Below are 14,344 nucleotides of genomic sequence, written 5' to 3'. Positions count from 1 at the left end.
CTGGCCGGCCACGCGACGCACTTCGGGTTCGACCCGACCGCTTTTCGGTACACCCCCCGCCGCTTCGAGGACGAAGCGAATCGACCGCCGCTCCGCGCTGCCCGGAGTCCGGCCACGAAAGGCAAGCCCTTGCGTACCTCCCCCTCCCTCAGACGGAAGCTGATATCCGTCGCGGCGGTCTCCGCCGCTCTCGTCACCGCCGCCACCGCCTCGGTCGCCGCAGCGCAGGAAACCGCCGCTCCGGAAGCCGCCGCCGTTCCGGCCGCGCAGACCGAGGCCGCCCCCGGCACCCTCACCGAGCGCCTCATCGTCGGCTACAAGTCCGGTGCCACCGAGGCCACGTCGAACAAGGCCGCGGACGCCGACGCCATGGCCAAGGGCAAGGAGGCCGGCGAAGACCTGGACTTCCAGCGCCGCCTCGGCACCGGTGCCGCCCTGGTCGACCTCGGCGAGAACCTCACGAGGAGCGACGTCGCCGACGTCGTCGCCGAGTACCGGGCCGACCCGCAGGTCGCCTATGTCGTTCCGGACCGCCTCAACACCCCGCAGGCCGACCCGAACGACACCGAGTACGCCAAGCAGTGGGACCTGTTCGAGACCACCGCGGGCATGAACGTGCCGGGTGCCTGGTCGACCTCCACCGGCAGCGGTGTCACCGTCGCCGTCATCGACACCGGTTACGTAACCCACTCCGACCTCGCGGCGAACGTCGTAAGCGGTTACGACTTCATTGCCGACACCGCCGTCTCCGTCGACGGAGACGGCCGTGACAGCAACCCGGCCGACCCGGGCGACTGGTACAACGCGGGCGAGTGCGGCTCCGGCATCCCGGCCAGCAACTCCTCCTGGCACGGCACCCACGTGGCGGGCACCATCGCCGCGGCCACCAACAACAGCAAGGGTGTCGCGGGCATCGCCTACGGCGCCAAGATCTCCCCGCTGCGTGTGCTCGGCAAGTGCGGTGGCTACGACTCCGACATCATCGACGCCATCACCTGGGCATCCGGCGGCACCGTCTCCGGTGTGCCCGCCAACTCCAACGTCGCCAAGGTCGTCAACATGAGCCTGGGCGGCGACGGGGCGTGCACCTCGGCGACGCAGAGCGCCATCAACGCGGCCGTGAACCGGGGCACCACGATTGTCGTGGCCGCGGGCAACGACAACGACAACGTGGCCAACCACTCGCCGGGCAACTGCAACAACGTGATCTCGGTCGCGGCCACCAACCGCACCGGCGCCAAGGCGTCCTACTCCAACTACGGCTCCCTCGTGGACATCTCGGCGCCCGGCGGCCAGACCAGCACCGGCACCGCGAACGGCATCCTGTCCACGCTGAACTCCGGCACCAGGACGCCGTCGAGCGAGTCGTACGCGTACTACCAGGGCACCAGCATGGCCACCCCGCACATCGCGGGCCTCGCCGCGCTGATGAAGTCGGCCAATTCCGCGCTGACCCCGGCCCAGATCGAATCGGCCATCAAGACCAACGCCCGTGCCCTGCCGGGGTCCTGCTCGGGCGGCTGCGGCGCGGGCCTGGCGGACGCGGCAAAGACGGTGCAGGCGGTGAGCGGCTCCGGCGGCTCCACGGGGGGCACCACCTTCTCCAGCAGCACGGCTGTCTCCATCCCGGACAACGGCTCGGCGATCGAGTCCTCGATCGCGGTCAGCGGTCGCAGCGGCAACGCCCCCTCGGCGCTCCAGGTCGGCGTGGACATCACCCACACCTACCGCGGTGACCTGGTCATCGACCTGGTCGCGCCGGACGGTTCGACCTACCGCCTGAAGTCCGCCAGCTCGTCGGACTCGGCCGACAACGTCAACACCACCTACACGGTGAACGCGTCGAGCGAGACCGCGAACGGCACCTGGAAGCTGCGCGTCCAGGACACCGCGGCGCAGGACACCGGCAGGCTCAACAGCTGGAAGCTGACCTTCTGAGCGGACGGCCGTGAACTGACGGACGGCCACGAGCGGACGGGCCGGCCGGTGCGGATGGGCACCGGCCGGCCCGTCGTCTTCTGCCGTCGTTCGATACCGTCCACCCTCCTTTTCAGCCAACCCTTCATCGCGTCACATGATACGAAGAGTGTGAACGCGCAAGTCGCGGGAATGGAGTGAAAGCCGGCGGTACGACTTCGGCTCGTCGGCCACGCTGTACGCTGAGTTATCTTCTACGGGGAGTCAGAAACAAACGGCGCGAGCCGTCTTTTTTGTTCAGGAGCCCCCACGATGGCGAGGCAGTTACGCGCCGAGCAGACCCGCGCGGCGATCATCACCGCGGCCGCCGACCTGTTCGACCGCCAGGGTTACGAGTCGACCAGCCTGAGCGGCATCGTCGAGCACGCCCAGGTCACCAAGGGCGCCCTGTACTTCCACTTCGCGGCCAAGGAGGACCTGGCCCACGCCATCCTGGAGATCCAGTCCACGGCGGGCCGCAGACTGGTGGAGGAGATCGACAGCCGGGGCTGCACCTCCCTCGAAGCGCTGATCCGCACCACGTTCGGCATCGCCCGCCTGTCCGTGCAGGGCCCGATACACCGGGCCGGACTCCGGCTCGCCACTGCCGGGGTCGCCGTACGGCCCCCGCTGCGGCATCCCTTCACCGAGTGGCTGGAGTTCATCTCGCGCAAGCTCGGCGGCGCGGTCAAGGAATCCGACGTCCACCAGGACATCGACATAGAAGCCGTCGCCCACGCCGTGGTCTCCTTCTTCGTCGGCACCCGGGTCGTGGGGCGCTCCCTCGACCCTCTCGCCAGACAGCCCCGCCGGACGGCAGAAATGTGGCACGTCCTGATCCGCGGCCTGGTGCCCGTCCCCCGGCGAGCCCGCTATCTGAGCCTCGCCACCCGACTGGAGCGGGAGATCACGGCCGCCTGAGCGCGCCGCGGGAAGTGCCGCGGTCTGTCAAGTGCCGCGGTCTGTCGTCGGTCGTTTGCGGGCCGTCGTGGCTGGTCGCCCCCACTCCTGATCAGCCCCGCGCCCTTTGCGGTGCTGAAGAACCGCAGCCGACTTCGCGCGAGCCGCTCAGGGCCCGATACGGTGACGACGGGGCGATACGGTGACGCCCATGCCCTTCGCCCCGTCCGCGCCAGTCATCCTCGGCAACGAATCCGGCTCGTTCCCGCACAGCGTGCTCGCCGAACGGCATCCCGCGATCGTGCGGCAGATCCGGGACGCCTTCCCGTACGGTCCCCAGCATCGGCGTGCGCTCGACGCGCTCCTCGACAACTGCACCAAGGGCGTGGTCGAACCGCTCCCGGCCGACGCGCCCGACCGGGAGCGCTGGCAGGCCTGGGGCGCGGCCGACCATACCGGACGGTCCTGGTTCGACATCCCCTGGCTGTGGTCCGAGAGCTACTTCTACCGCCGGCTGCTCGACGCGGTCGGCTACTTCGGCCCCGGAACCTGGCAGGGCATCGATCCCTTCCGCCCTTCCAAGCTCGCCGAACTCGGCGCCCCGGAAACGGACGAGGAACTCGCCGCGCTCGACGACCTGGAGGCGAAACCGGCCGACGAGCAGGCGCGCGCCCTGCTGCACGGCTCGCTGTGGGGCAACCGCGCGGACCTCGGCTTCCGCCTCTCAGCCAGGGGCGCGGGATCCCCGGCCGCCACACCCGCCCTGGTCGCCGACGACAGCGAGACCCTGTGGCCGTTGCTGGAATCCTCCGGCACGCTCTGCCTTGTCGCCGACAACGCGGGCCGTGAACTCATCCCCGATCTGCTCCTCATCGCCCACCTCCTCGCGCACGGGCACATCGGGCGGGCGGTGCTGCACATCAAGCCGTACCCCTACTACGTCTCCGACGCCACCACCGCCGACGTCCTCGACGCGCTGCGTCGGATCGCCTCCGTGCCGGGCGTGGCCGCCGGGTACGGGCGTGAGCTGTGGGCGGCGATGACCGACGGCCGCCTGGCGGTACGGGCCCACCCCTTCTCCTGCGCCCCGCTGCCGTACGCCGACATGCCCGACGACCTCCGGGCGGAGTTCGCCTCGGCCACGCTCACCGTGGTGAAGGGCGACCTCAACTACCGCCGCCTGGTGGGCGACCGGATGTGGCCGCCGACCACGCCGTTCGACGAGGTCACCGCGTACTTCCCGGGGCCGGTCGCCGCGTTGCGCACACTGAAGTCCGATGTGATCACCGGCCTCGACGCCGCCACGGAGGCCGCACTGGTGGCCGCGGAAGGACAGCGCTGGCGGACCGGTGGCACGCACGCGCTGATCCAGGTCCGCACCTGGTCACGTCACCTGCACCGGCAGTGACCACGTCGGCGACCGCGTCGTCGTCCGCTCCCGGGCCCCGGCTCCCGCGTCGTAGAGACCTGCCCGTCGAACTCCCCGGCAAGAGCCGGGGAGTCCTGACGCTGACGGTCAGACCACGCGCACGTCCTGCCACACCAGCCGGTGATCGGAGGTCGGCACGTTCGGCTCGCCGCCCACCAGGCGGTACAGCGGGTCGTCGGACGTCGGCCAGAACACGCCGTTCGACCCGGGTATGAGCCCCCTGGACGGCAGGACGTAGTCGACGCGCAGATTGGCCCGGGGCCGTGTCGCCGGAGTCCGCCGTGTCGTACGCCGGATCGCCGATGTGCGAAGTGTTGGCACCCCTCCCTGGAGCCGCGCCGCCTCGACCGCCGCCCTTGCTCGTGGGCGGAACCTCGGGCAGGTTGACGGCGCGCGCGTAGAGACGAACGCCACAAGTCCCGTCGAGAACTCCCGGATTCACCCCTGATTCACGCGATGGTGTGATCATGTCCGGGGTCGCGGATGTCCCCCGAAACACGTGGGTAGGGCCGGGCCATGACGCAGCAGCCCTTCGAACTCCCGCCCTTCTACATGCCGTATCCCGCGCGGCTGAACCCGCATGTCGACGAGGCCCGCGCCCACTCGGTCGCCTGGGCGCGCGAGATGGGCATGCTGGAGGGGTCCGGGATCTGGGAGCAGTCCGACCTCGACGCGCATGACTACGGCCTGCTCTGCGCCTACACCCACCCCGACTGCGACGGACCCGCCCTCTCCCTCATCACCGACTGGTACGTGTGGGTCTTCTTCTTCGACGACCACTTCCTGGAGATCTTCAAGCGCACCCAGGACCGCGCCGGCGGCAAGGCCTACCTGGACCGGCTGCCGCTGTTCATGCCGATGGACCTGTCCGCCGAGGTGCCCGAGCCGCAGAACCCGGTGGAGGCGGGCCTCGCCGACCTGTGGGCGCGCACGGTGCCCGCCATGTCCGCCGACTGGCGGCGGCGCTTCTCGGTCGCCACCGAGCATCTGCTCAACGAATCCCTGTGGGAGCTGTCCAACATCAACGAGGGGCGGATCGCCAACCCCGTCGAGTACGTCGAGATGCGCCGCAAGGTGGGCGGCGCCCCCTGGTCGTCGGGGCTCGTGGAGTACGCGACCGCCGAAGTGCCCGCGGCCGTCGCCGGGTCGAGGCCGATCAGGGTCCTCATGGAGACGTTCTCCGACGCGGTGCACTTGCGTAACGACCTCTTCTCCTACCAACGGGAGGTCGAGGACGAGGGCGAGCTCAGCAACGGCGTGCTCGTCCTGGAGACCTTCTTCGGCTGCACCACCCAGGAGGCCGCCGACACCGTCAACGACATCCTGACCTCCCGGCTGCACCAGTTCGAGCACACCGCGCTCACCGAGGTGCCCGCACTGGCCCTGGAGCAGGGCCTCGCCCCCGGGGAACTCGCCGCGATCGCCGCGTACACCAAGGGACTTCAGGACTGGCAGTCCGGTGGCCATGAATGGCACATGCGCTCCAGCCGGTACATGAACGAGCGCGCCCGCGCCACCTCGCCCTGGCAGGGCCTGACCGGCCCCGGCACCTCCGCCGCCGACGTCGGCGCGCTCCTCGCCACGGCCGGTGCCGAGCGCTTGCGTGCCCACACCCACGTGCCGTTCCAGAAGGTCGGCCCCTCCCTCCTGCCCGACTTCCACATGCCCTTCCAGGTGGAGCTCAGCCAGCACCTCGACGACGCCCGTCACCACCTCACCGGCTGGGCGGGCCGCATGGGCATCCTCCAGGAAGGAGTCTGGGACGAGGACAAACTCCGTGCCTACGACCTCGCGCTGTGCTCGGCTGGTCTCGATCCCGACGCCACTCCCGAGGCCCTCGATCTCAGTGCCCAGTGGCTCGCCTGGGGCACCTACGGCGACGACTACTACCCGCTCGTCTTCGGCCACCGCCGCGACCTGGCCGCCGCCCGCCTGACCACGGCACGCCTGTCGGCCTGTATGCCCGTCGACGGCGAGGAGGTACCCGCCCCCGCGAACGCGATGGAGCGCGGACTGATCGACCTGTGGGCCCGCACCACGGCGGAGATGACCGCCGAGCAACGGCGCACCGTGAAGGCCACGGTGGACGTCATGACCGAGAGCTGGGTGTGGGAGCTGTCCAACCAGCTCCAGAACCGCATCCCCGACCCGGTCGACTATCTGGAGATGCGGCGTGCCACCTTCGGCTCCGACCTCACCATGAGCCTGTGCCGGATGGGCCACGGCCCCGCCGTCCCCGCGGAGGTGTACCGCACCGGCTCCGTCCGCTCGCTGGAGAACGCCGCCGCCGACTACGCCTGTCTGTTGAACGACGTGTTCTCCTACCAGAAGGAGATCGAGTACGAGGGCGAGATCCACAACGCTGTCCTTGTCGTCCAGAACTTCTTCGGCTGCGACTACCCGGCCGCGGTCGGCGTCGTCCAAGACCTGATGACCCAGCGCATGCAGCAGTTCCAGCATGTCGCCGCGCATGAACTGCCCCTCGTCTACGAGGACTTCGGGCTTTCCGACGAGGCCCGCGCGATCATGCAGGGATACGTCACCGACCTGGAGAACTGGATGGCGGGCATCCTGAACTGGCACCGGAAGGTCGACCGCTACAAGGCCGACTTCCTGGCCCGGCGCGCTCACGGCTTCCTCCCGGACCGTCCGCCCGCCCTGCCCGTCGGCTGAGACCGGCGGTCATCGGCTGAAGTCGGCGCGGTCAGCTGACGTCCCGCACCCGCTTCGCGGTCTCCTCGGCGAGCTCCCGGACGCCGTTCGCGGCGTTCTCCGAGAGCTCGCCGAGTATCGCGTCGGCGGCGGCGAGGAGCGCTCGGGCGCCATCGGAGGAGCCCGCTTCGGCCAGGGCTCGGGTGAGGGCGTAGTGCTCCTCGGCTATGAAGCGGCCCAGGTTCACACCGTGCCAGTGCCGGAGGGAGTCGTCGCCCGGTTTCGCCAGGATGTCCCGAAGGGCGGCCAGTGAGCGGGCAGCAGGCGGGAGTTGCCCGCATTCGCGTTCCAGGCGGGCCTGGGTCAGCCGGGCCGACACCCGGTTCCAGGCCGTGTCCTTCAGGGTGGTGCAGAGGCGCTGGGCGCGCAGCGCCTGGGGGAGGTCGCCCGCCTGTTCCAGCCTACGGGCGAGCGATCTGAGCCGCGACGTCTCCAGCCCTGTAGGGTCCTGGGCCCGCCGCAGCGTGCTCCGGTCCATGACGATCTCGTCGAGCCGGCGGATCAGTGCCACCCGGGCGAGTTCGGTCAGGCCCTGGTCCAGGGCCAGTTCCGTCCAGGTGGACAGCGGTTCGTCGGCCGGGTCCGTACCGAACAGCGAGTCGTCCAGTTCCCGGGCCCAGCGCAGCAACTCGGCGGCGTCCGCTCCTGGCCGGGGCATCTCACTGAGGCCACAGTGCGTGTCGTAGTCCGTCTCGCGGACCTCGTGCAGCAACGGCAGATCGGCGATGTCTCCCCGCAGCCCCACCAGCACGGCGGCGAGCCGCAGTTCGTCGGTCATCGACGAGTCCGCCTCGTGCCGCAGCAGATGCCTCAACAGGCGGAGATCGCCCTCCGCGCGGTCGAACTGCGCGGCGCGCAGCGCGAGCCGGCGTCGTACGGCATCCTCGGCCATCACGTCCCACACGTCCCGCTCGCCCGCCCGCAACGAGGCCAGATCGGCCCTGCCCCGCGCGAGCACCGGCTCCCACAGCGGGGGTCGCGGATGCCGGTCGAGCAGGTCGTACGCGCACAACTCAGCCCCGTTCAGCAGCAGGAAGTCGGGTTCGGTACGCAGCAGGGCGGTATGCAGCATCCCGATCAGCTCGACCGGGGAGCGCTCGGGCAGGCCCAGCGCGGCGCGGAGCTCGGCCCGTTCCTCGTCGATCGGGTGGTACTCCCGGATCTCCTCCTCGATCTCCGCGACCCGCGCGAGGATGGCCTCCTCGCCGTCCTTGGGCGACAGATCCAGGTAGTCATGCCAGCCGGGCAGGCCGATCACTATCGCAAGCGCCTCGTCAGCACTTGAGCCGATGATCCCGGCCGAGCCCTCGGAGTCGGCGTACAGCAGGGAGCCGTCCCCGCACACGAAATACGTACCGCCCGTGTCGTCCCCGGCCACCACCTCCAGCGGACCGCCCGAGGCGAGGCGGACCGGCTCGGCATGGCCGTGGTCCGCGCGGGCCAGGTCGAAGTTGAAGGGGAACGCGGCCAGTTCGGCCAGGTGAGGGTCCTGCCTGAGGAGTCGCAAGGCGTGATCGGTCATGTCACAGAACGTAACAGCCGCCACTGACAACGGGCCTTGCCGCTCGGCTCACACGGGCTGACGTTCGTGCTCCATGGCCGCCTGACGTGCGTGTTCCACGGCGGCGCCGGCCAGTGCGCGGCCCCTCGGGTGCGGACGGGAACCGTCGCCGGACGGTTCCGGCTGGAAGAGCGGGGTCAGGAAGAAGGGACGGCCCGAAAGTTCGGCGATGCGTGGGTGCCGGCCCCGCCACCCCCGGCGCTGCTTCACTGGGCGGGCAGGCACGTGGGGCCGGCTCTGTCTTGAGAGGTCAGGCCTCAGGAGCGACTACGGATCACCACATACCGACCCGCCCAAAGACGCTCGGATGAGAGATCGCCCAGCGTCTTACCGCGCCATTAGGAGTGAGTCAGTATGGCTTCCCGTTCTTGACCGTGGGTCAGTCTCACTCGTTCGTGGCTCGTCGTGCGCCGGCGCACCGGGTAGTTCTCAGCCGGAGGCGAGACATGGAACAGACTGCGTTGCGTCCCAAGCCGATGCCCGGTCAGGAGTCCGGCGACAGCCCCACGCCCGGCCCCCTCCGGCGCCCGCATGCCGCCCGACGGCGTCGCCGACGGCTCACCACCCTGCTGTTCGGCCTGCTCGTCGGGACGGTCCTGGTCCTGTCCGGCGTCGGCCTCGGGACGGTCGGCGCCACCGTGATCGGCATGAGCAAACTGGCCGATCTGCAAAGCCGTGCGGGGCAGGCGGGCCGGCCGAGCCAGGGTGCGGCCCCGGCGGCCCCGTCAGCCTCGGCGCTCCCCGGCCCCACTCCACCGCCTGCCAAGCCCACTCCGTCACCGGCGCCCGCAGGTGCCACGCTCGGCTTGGAGGCCGTGGACGCCGAGAAGTCCGGAGCGCTGGTCGTCGGCGTCCACGTCCCAGGCCCGGGCTACACGGCGGGCCTGGTCAGGGGCGACGTACTCCTCTCCTTCGACACGACCCGGATCGACTCGGCCGCCGACCTCGCGCAAGCGGTCGCCGACACCCGCCCGGGAGCGGCGGTCACCTTGACGGTGCGTCATGAGAGCGGTGGCTACCAGCAGTTGACGATCATCCCGGGCGTCGTCACATGACCACCCGGAAATGACCGGCAAGCCGCCCCCTCCAGCCGGTCGGCACAGGAAAGGCCGACCCGACCGGAACGTCCGGGTCCGCCACCTGCTCGCTCCCCCATGGCACCCGCGGCGTCCGCGTCACCCCGGGCCCGACGACCACCGGCCGCCCCGCGAACGTACTGGCGGCGGGCGTGTGAGCGTGCCCGGTGACAGCCCGGCGATCTCGGGCCGCCGCCGATGAAGCAGTGCGGCTGGCAGGTCCGGATGGCGCTGCCGGAAGGAGCCGGGCAACGGGTGATGCGGCGCGACCGGCGACGACGTCACGCGGATGGTCGCGCGGCACCTGGTCGCGCTGGCCCGCCTGTGCGTCTTCGAGGGGCCGCCGCGACCGGCATGGGTGGGGTCCCGGTGGACGGAGACGCGGACCGGACCGACGGAGATGCGGACCGGACCGGGGGAAACGGTGTTCACGCGTACGTCTCGGGGACCGTTCCTCGGCCAGGGACTCGCCGAGCGCAGTGAGCCGCCTTGGCCGAGACGAGAGCGCCCGGGAGACTCCCGGGCGCCGGGGGACAATGGACGAGAGGCTGGCGATCGCTCCCCGGCGCTCGATCAGCCTGGGCACGGCCGCGCACGTGGCACGGGCGGTGCTGAGCACGTTGGCGTCGACCATGCGCCCCGGCTCACCGAGCGAGCGCCGACAGGAGCGGCGAATCGGCTCGCGCGGCCCCCGCCGTGCGGGCAGGATGCTGCCCGTAGGCCCTTCAGCCGCAGAGGGAGGCCAGGATGACCGGCACTGCGGCGCCCTTCGGCGCCGACGACTACCGGGCCCGGATGGAGCGCGCGGCGCGGACGGCCGCCGACGCGGGGCTCGCCGGGCTGCTCGTGGCGCCGGGGCCCGACCTGGTGTGGCTGACCGGCTACGCGCCCACCGCGGTCACCGAACGGCTCACCGTGCTGGTGCTCACCCCCGGGCGGGACCCCGTACTCGTCGTGCCCACCCTGGAGGCCCCGGACGCGGCCAAGGCGGCCGGCACGCCCGCACTGACGCTGCGCGACTGGACCGACGGCAAGGACCCCTACGCCGCCACCGCCGCGCTCCTCGACTCCACCGGGCGGTTCGGCATCAGCGACAACGCCTGGGCCATGCATCTGCTGGGCCTGCAGAAGGCGCTGCCGCGCACCTCGTACGCCTCCCTCACCGACGCCCTGCCGATGCTCCGTGCCGTCAAGGACGAGGCGGAACTGAGGCTGTTGGCGGCCGCGGGAGCGGCCGCAGACGCAACGTTCGAGGAGATCCGGAAGGTTCCCTTCGCCGGCCGCAAGGAATCCGACGTCGCCGCCGACCTCTCCGATCTGCTGCGCCGGTACGGGCACTCGCAGGTCGACTTCACCATCGTCGCGTCGGGCCCGAACGGCGCCAATCCGCACCACGAAGTGGGCGAGAGGGTCATCGAGCACGGCGACATGGTCGTCCTCGACTTCGGCGGCCTGAAGGACGGCTACGGCTCCGACACCTCCCGCACGGTCCACGTCGGCGAGCCGACCGACGAGGAGCGCCGGGTCCATGATCTGGTGCGCGAGGCCCAGGAGGCGGGCTTCAGGGCGGTACGGCCCGGGGTGGCCTGCCAGGAGGTGGACCGGGCCGCCCGCGCCGTCATCGCCGGCGCCGGATACGGCGAGTACTTCATCCACCGCACCGGACACGGCATCGGCGTCACCACGCACGAGCCGCCGTACATGATCGAGGGCGAGGAACAGCCCCTCGTGCCCGGCATGTGCTTCTCCGTCGAGCCCGGCGTCTATCTGCCCGGCCGCTTCGGCGTCCGCATCGAGGACATCGTCACGGTCACCGAGGACGGCGGCCGCCGCCTCAACGACACCACTCGCGAGCTGGTCATAGTGAACTGACCGAACACCAGGAGCCTCCCACGACGACTTCGAACGACGACGGCACCATGACCCAGGCACCGACACCCACCGCGGACACCGTCCGCAGACTGGTCCGTTCCCTGCTCAAGGACGGCGCCTCCGCGGCGAAGGGCGCCGCCGGACCCGACGTCCGGCCGGTCGCGGAGGGCGGCGGGCACGCCACCTGGTGGGTCGGTACCCGCCATGTCCTGCGGCTCGCCACCGACCGCGCGGCCGCCGTCCGCCAGCGCCGCGAACTGCGCCTGCGCGACCTCGTCCGCCCGCACGTCCCGGTCGCCGTGCCGACGAGCGTGGCGCACGGCGAGTGGGCGCCCGGCCTGACGTACACCCTGGACACCAAGATGCCCGGCGGCTCCGGCGAGGAGTACGACGTGTCGGCCGTCGGGGAGGCCGACCTGGCCGGGGTGCTCACCGGGCTGCGCGAGGTGCCCGTACGGCAGGCCGAGACCCTCGGCGTCCCGCGTGCCGCCCCGCGCTCGCTGGAGGCCCTGCGCCGGTCCGCCGAACACGCCGCCAGGCGTCTCGCCGCCGCCGACGAGTTCGACGCGGTCCGCCTCCACCAGCTCACCGCACCCGCCGCGGTCCAGCTCGCCGCCCAGCCCGGCGCCACGGTCCTCGTCCACCACGCACTCACCGGCGAGCACCTCGTGGTCGCCGCCGACGGCCGGGTGCGCGGCGTCCTCGGCTGGGCCGACGCGGTCCTCGGGGACCCCGCCGAGGACATCGCCGGCCTCGCGCGCGCCGTCGGCTCCCCAGCCGCCGTCCGCGCCGCCACCCTCGCCGGCTACAGCGCCCGCCCCTGCCTGCGCGGCCTGTGGCTCGCCCGCTGCGACAGCCTCATCCGCCTTGCCGAGCGCCTCGAAGGCCGGGGCGGCGGCCCCCTGCCACTGCTGCATGAGCAGCTGGAGCGGGCCTGGGAGGCGATCCTGCTGGAACGGGTGACGGAGTTGCGGGAGGAGGAGAAGGACGAGGAGCCCTGAGCCGGGACCGGTCGGGCTCCTGGCTCCCTTAGGCGGACTGATGGGCCACGGCCAGCGCGCAAGCGTTTACGCGCGCCCCGCTCACGCCTGCAGCAGCACCACGCACGCCTCTCCGGGCAGATGCAGCATCCCTTCCGCGCCCGGCGCTTCGACCGGCTCCCATGCGGCGAGCACCTGCACGGGGCGCGGGCCCAGGGGGATGGCCGCCGGCTCCTTGGCGAGGTTGACGGCCACGCGGACGTCCCCGCGCCGGAAGGCGAGCCAGCGCTCCACCTCGTCGTAGGCCACCTTGGTGTCGGCGAGGTCGGGATCGGTGAGGTCGGCCTGCTCGTGGCGCAGGGCGATGAGGTGGCGGTACCAGGCCAGCACGCGCGCGTGGGGCTCGTTCTCCGGCTCGGACCAGTCGAGGCAGGAACGGTCACGCGTCGCAGGGTCCTGCGGGTCGGGCACATCCTCCTCGGCCCAGCCGTGCGCGGCGAACTCCCGCCGTCTGCCCCGTCGTACGGACTCGGCGAGGTCGGGGTCGGTGTGGTCGGTGAAGAACTGCCAGGGCGTGCAGGCGGCCCACTCCTCACCCATGAACAGCATGGGTGTGAACGGCGCGGTCAGCGTCAGTGTCGCCGCGCAGGCCAGCAGCCCGGGGGAGAGGGACGACGAAAGCCGGTCCCCCAGGGCGCGGTTGCCCACCTGGTCGTGGGTCTGGCCGTAGCCGAGGAGCCGGTGCGCGGCCACGCGGGTGCGGTCCAGGGGGCGGCCGTGGCACCGGCCCCGGAAGCTCGAATACGTGCCGTCGTGGAAGTAGCCGCCGGTGAGCGTCTTGGCGAGCGCCGCCAACGGGGCACGCGCGAAGTCGGCGTAGTAGCCCTGGGACTCGCCGGTCAGCGCCGTGTGCAGGGAGTGGTGGAAGTCGTCGTTCCACTGCGCGTGCAGGCCCAGGCCGCCGTCCTCGCGCGGAGTGACCAGCCGGGGGTCGTTGAGATCGGCCTCGGCGACGAGGAAGAGCGGCCGGCCCAGGTCGGCGGCGAGGGCGTCCACGGCCGTCGACAGCTCCTCCAGGAAGTGGCACGCGCGCGTGTCGGCCAGCGCGTGCACCGCGTCCAGGCGCAGCCCGTCGATGCGGTAGTCGCGCAGCCACGCCAGCGAGCTGCCCAGCAGATACGCGCGCACCTCGTCCGAACCGGGCGCGTCCAGGTTCACGGCGGAGCCCCAGGGCGTGTGGTGCGTGTCGGTGAAGTACGGGCCGAACCGGGGCAGGTAGTTCCCGGACGGCCCCAGGTGGTTGTGCACCACGTCGAGAACCACGCCCAGGCCCAGCTCGTGAGCCCGGTCGACGAACCGTTTCAGCGCCTCGGGGCCGCCGTAGGGCTCGTGCACCGCCCACAGCGAGACCCCCTCGTACCCCCATCCGTGCCGCCCGGGGAACGGGCACACCGGCATCAACTCGACGTGGGTGACGCCCAGTTCGACGAGATGCCCGAGCCGGTCGGCGGCCGCGTCCAGAGTGCCCTCGCGCGTGTACGTGCCCACATGCAGCTCGTACAGGACCGCGCCGGGCAGCGGGCGCCCGGCCCACTCACCGCGCCACGCGTACTGCTCGTGGTCGACGACCGCGCTCAGCCCGTCCGGGCCGTCCGGCTGCCGACGTGAGCGCGGGTCGGGCAGCACAGGGCCGTCGTCAAGCGCGAACCCGTACCGCGAGCCGTCCTGCGCCTGGGCCTCCCTCCTCCACCAGCCCGCTCGGTCAGGATCGCGCTCCAACGCGCACGTGACGCCGTCGCACTGGAGCGTCACACGGCCTGCCTGCGGTGCCCACACCTCGAACTGCACGGACGGTTCC

At 71.5% G+C, this 14,344-nt stretch carries 10 protein-coding genes; 7 read left to right on the top strand and 3 right to left on the bottom strand.

Going from position 1 to position 14,344, the window contains the following annotated elements:
• The first annotated feature begins 129 nt into the window (after positions 1-129).
• From GFH49_RS27690 to GFH49_RS27680, 3 genes are all read left to right on the top strand, one after another.
• The gene (locus GFH49_RS27690) at positions 130-1,938 is read left to right on the top strand and encodes a S8 family peptidase (protein WP_155058787.1); all 1,809 of its coding nucleotides are present in this window, start codon (positions 130-132) and stop codon (positions 1,936-1,938) included.
• A 291-nt stretch (positions 1,939-2,229) separates the two neighbouring features.
• On the top strand, positions 2,230-2,877 hold the full coding sequence (locus GFH49_RS27685) for a ScbR family autoregulator-binding transcription factor (RefSeq protein ID WP_155058786.1): 648 nt from the start codon (positions 2,230-2,232) through the stop codon (positions 2,875-2,877).
• 190 nt (positions 2,878-3,067) lie between these two features.
• The gene (locus GFH49_RS27680; protein ID WP_155058785.1) at positions 3,068-4,264 is read left to right on the top strand and encodes a damage-control phosphatase ARMT1 family protein; all 1,197 of its coding nucleotides are present in this window, start codon (positions 3,068-3,070) and stop codon (positions 4,262-4,264) included.
• Between the two features lie 108 nt (positions 4,265-4,372).
• On the opposite strand, the gene GFH49_RS27675 is transcribed toward GFH49_RS27680, so the two are convergent.
• Positions 4,373-4,606 carry a hypothetical protein gene (locus tag GFH49_RS27675; protein ID WP_196218143.1) on the bottom strand — a complete coding sequence of 78 codons (234 nt, stop codon included), beginning with the start codon at positions 4,604-4,606 and terminating at the stop codon, positions 4,373-4,375.
• 195 nt (positions 4,607-4,801) lie between these two features.
• On the opposite strand from GFH49_RS27675, the gene cyc2 reads away from it, so the two are divergent.
• Complete coding sequence (gene cyc2, locus GFH49_RS27670; RefSeq protein ID WP_155058784.1) at positions 4,802-6,958, top strand: germacradienol/geosmin synthase Cyc2; 2,157 nt, start codon at positions 4,802-4,804, stop codon at positions 6,956-6,958.
• Positions 6,959-6,989: 31 nt separating this feature from the next.
• Here the strand turns inward: cyc2 and GFH49_RS27665 are convergent, their stop codons facing one another.
• The gene (locus GFH49_RS27665; protein WP_155058783.1) at positions 6,990-8,519 is read right to left on the bottom strand and encodes a hypothetical protein; all 1,530 of its coding nucleotides are present in this window, start codon (positions 8,517-8,519) and stop codon (positions 6,990-6,992) included.
• Positions 8,520-9,004: 485 nt separating this feature from the next.
• Between GFH49_RS27665 and GFH49_RS27660 the strand changes: the two genes are divergently transcribed.
• The 3 genes from GFH49_RS27660 to GFH49_RS27650 all read left to right on the top strand — a co-directional run bounded on the left by GFH49_RS27660 (position 9,005) and on the right by GFH49_RS27650 (position 12,507).
• A complete protein-coding gene (locus GFH49_RS27660) occupies positions 9,005-9,613 on the top strand; it encodes a PDZ domain-containing protein (RefSeq protein WP_155058782.1) in 609 nt (202 codons plus the stop codon).
• A 768-nt stretch (positions 9,614-10,381) separates the two neighbouring features.
• Positions 10,382-11,506, top strand: a complete 1,125-nt coding sequence (locus GFH49_RS27655) for an aminopeptidase P family protein (RefSeq protein WP_155058781.1) — start codon at positions 10,382-10,384, stop codon at positions 11,504-11,506.
• A 47-nt stretch (positions 11,507-11,553) separates the two neighbouring features.
• On the top strand, positions 11,554-12,507 hold the full coding sequence (locus GFH49_RS27650; RefSeq protein WP_155058780.1) for an aminoglycoside phosphotransferase family protein: 954 nt from the start codon (positions 11,554-11,556) through the stop codon (positions 12,505-12,507).
• Positions 12,508-12,588: 81 nt separating this feature from the next.
• Here the strand turns inward: GFH49_RS27650 and treZ are convergent, their stop codons facing one another.
• Complete coding sequence (gene treZ / locus GFH49_RS27645) at positions 12,589-14,334, bottom strand: malto-oligosyltrehalose trehalohydrolase (protein ID WP_155058779.1); 1,746 nt, start codon at positions 14,332-14,334, stop codon at positions 12,589-12,591.
• Positions 14,335-14,344: the final 10 nt, after the last annotated feature.

This window comes from Streptomyces blattellae (genome assembly GCF_009709555.1).
GTDB classification, from domain to species: domain Bacteria; phylum Actinomycetota; class Actinomycetes; order Streptomycetales; family Streptomycetaceae; genus Streptomyces; species Streptomyces blattellae.
Note: the sequence above shows the minus strand (reverse complement) of the source record. Positions and strands in the feature narration are given on the sequence as shown.

Coding starts and splice junctions, on each gene's coding strand:
- GFH49_RS27685 (WP_155058786.1), top strand. CDS start 2,230: ATGGCGAGGCAGTTACGCGCCGAGCAGACCCGCGCGGCGATCATCACC.
- GFH49_RS27680 (WP_155058785.1), top strand. CDS start 3,068: ATGCCCTTCGCCCCGTCCGCGCCAGTCATCCTCGGCAACGAATCCGGC.
- cyc2 (WP_155058784.1), top strand. CDS start 4,802: ATGACGCAGCAGCCCTTCGAACTCCCGCCCTTCTACATGCCGTATCCC.
- GFH49_RS27665 (WP_155058783.1), bottom strand. CDS start 8,519: ATGACCGATCACGCCTTGCGACTCCTCAGGCAGGACCCTCACCTGGCC.
- GFH49_RS27660 (WP_155058782.1), top strand. CDS start 9,005: ATGGAACAGACTGCGTTGCGTCCCAAGCCGATGCCCGGTCAGGAGTCC.
- GFH49_RS27655 (WP_155058781.1), top strand. CDS start 10,382: ATGACCGGCACTGCGGCGCCCTTCGGCGCCGACGACTACCGGGCCCGG.
- GFH49_RS27650 (WP_155058780.1), top strand. CDS start 11,554: ATGACCCAGGCACCGACACCCACCGCGGACACCGTCCGCAGACTGGTC.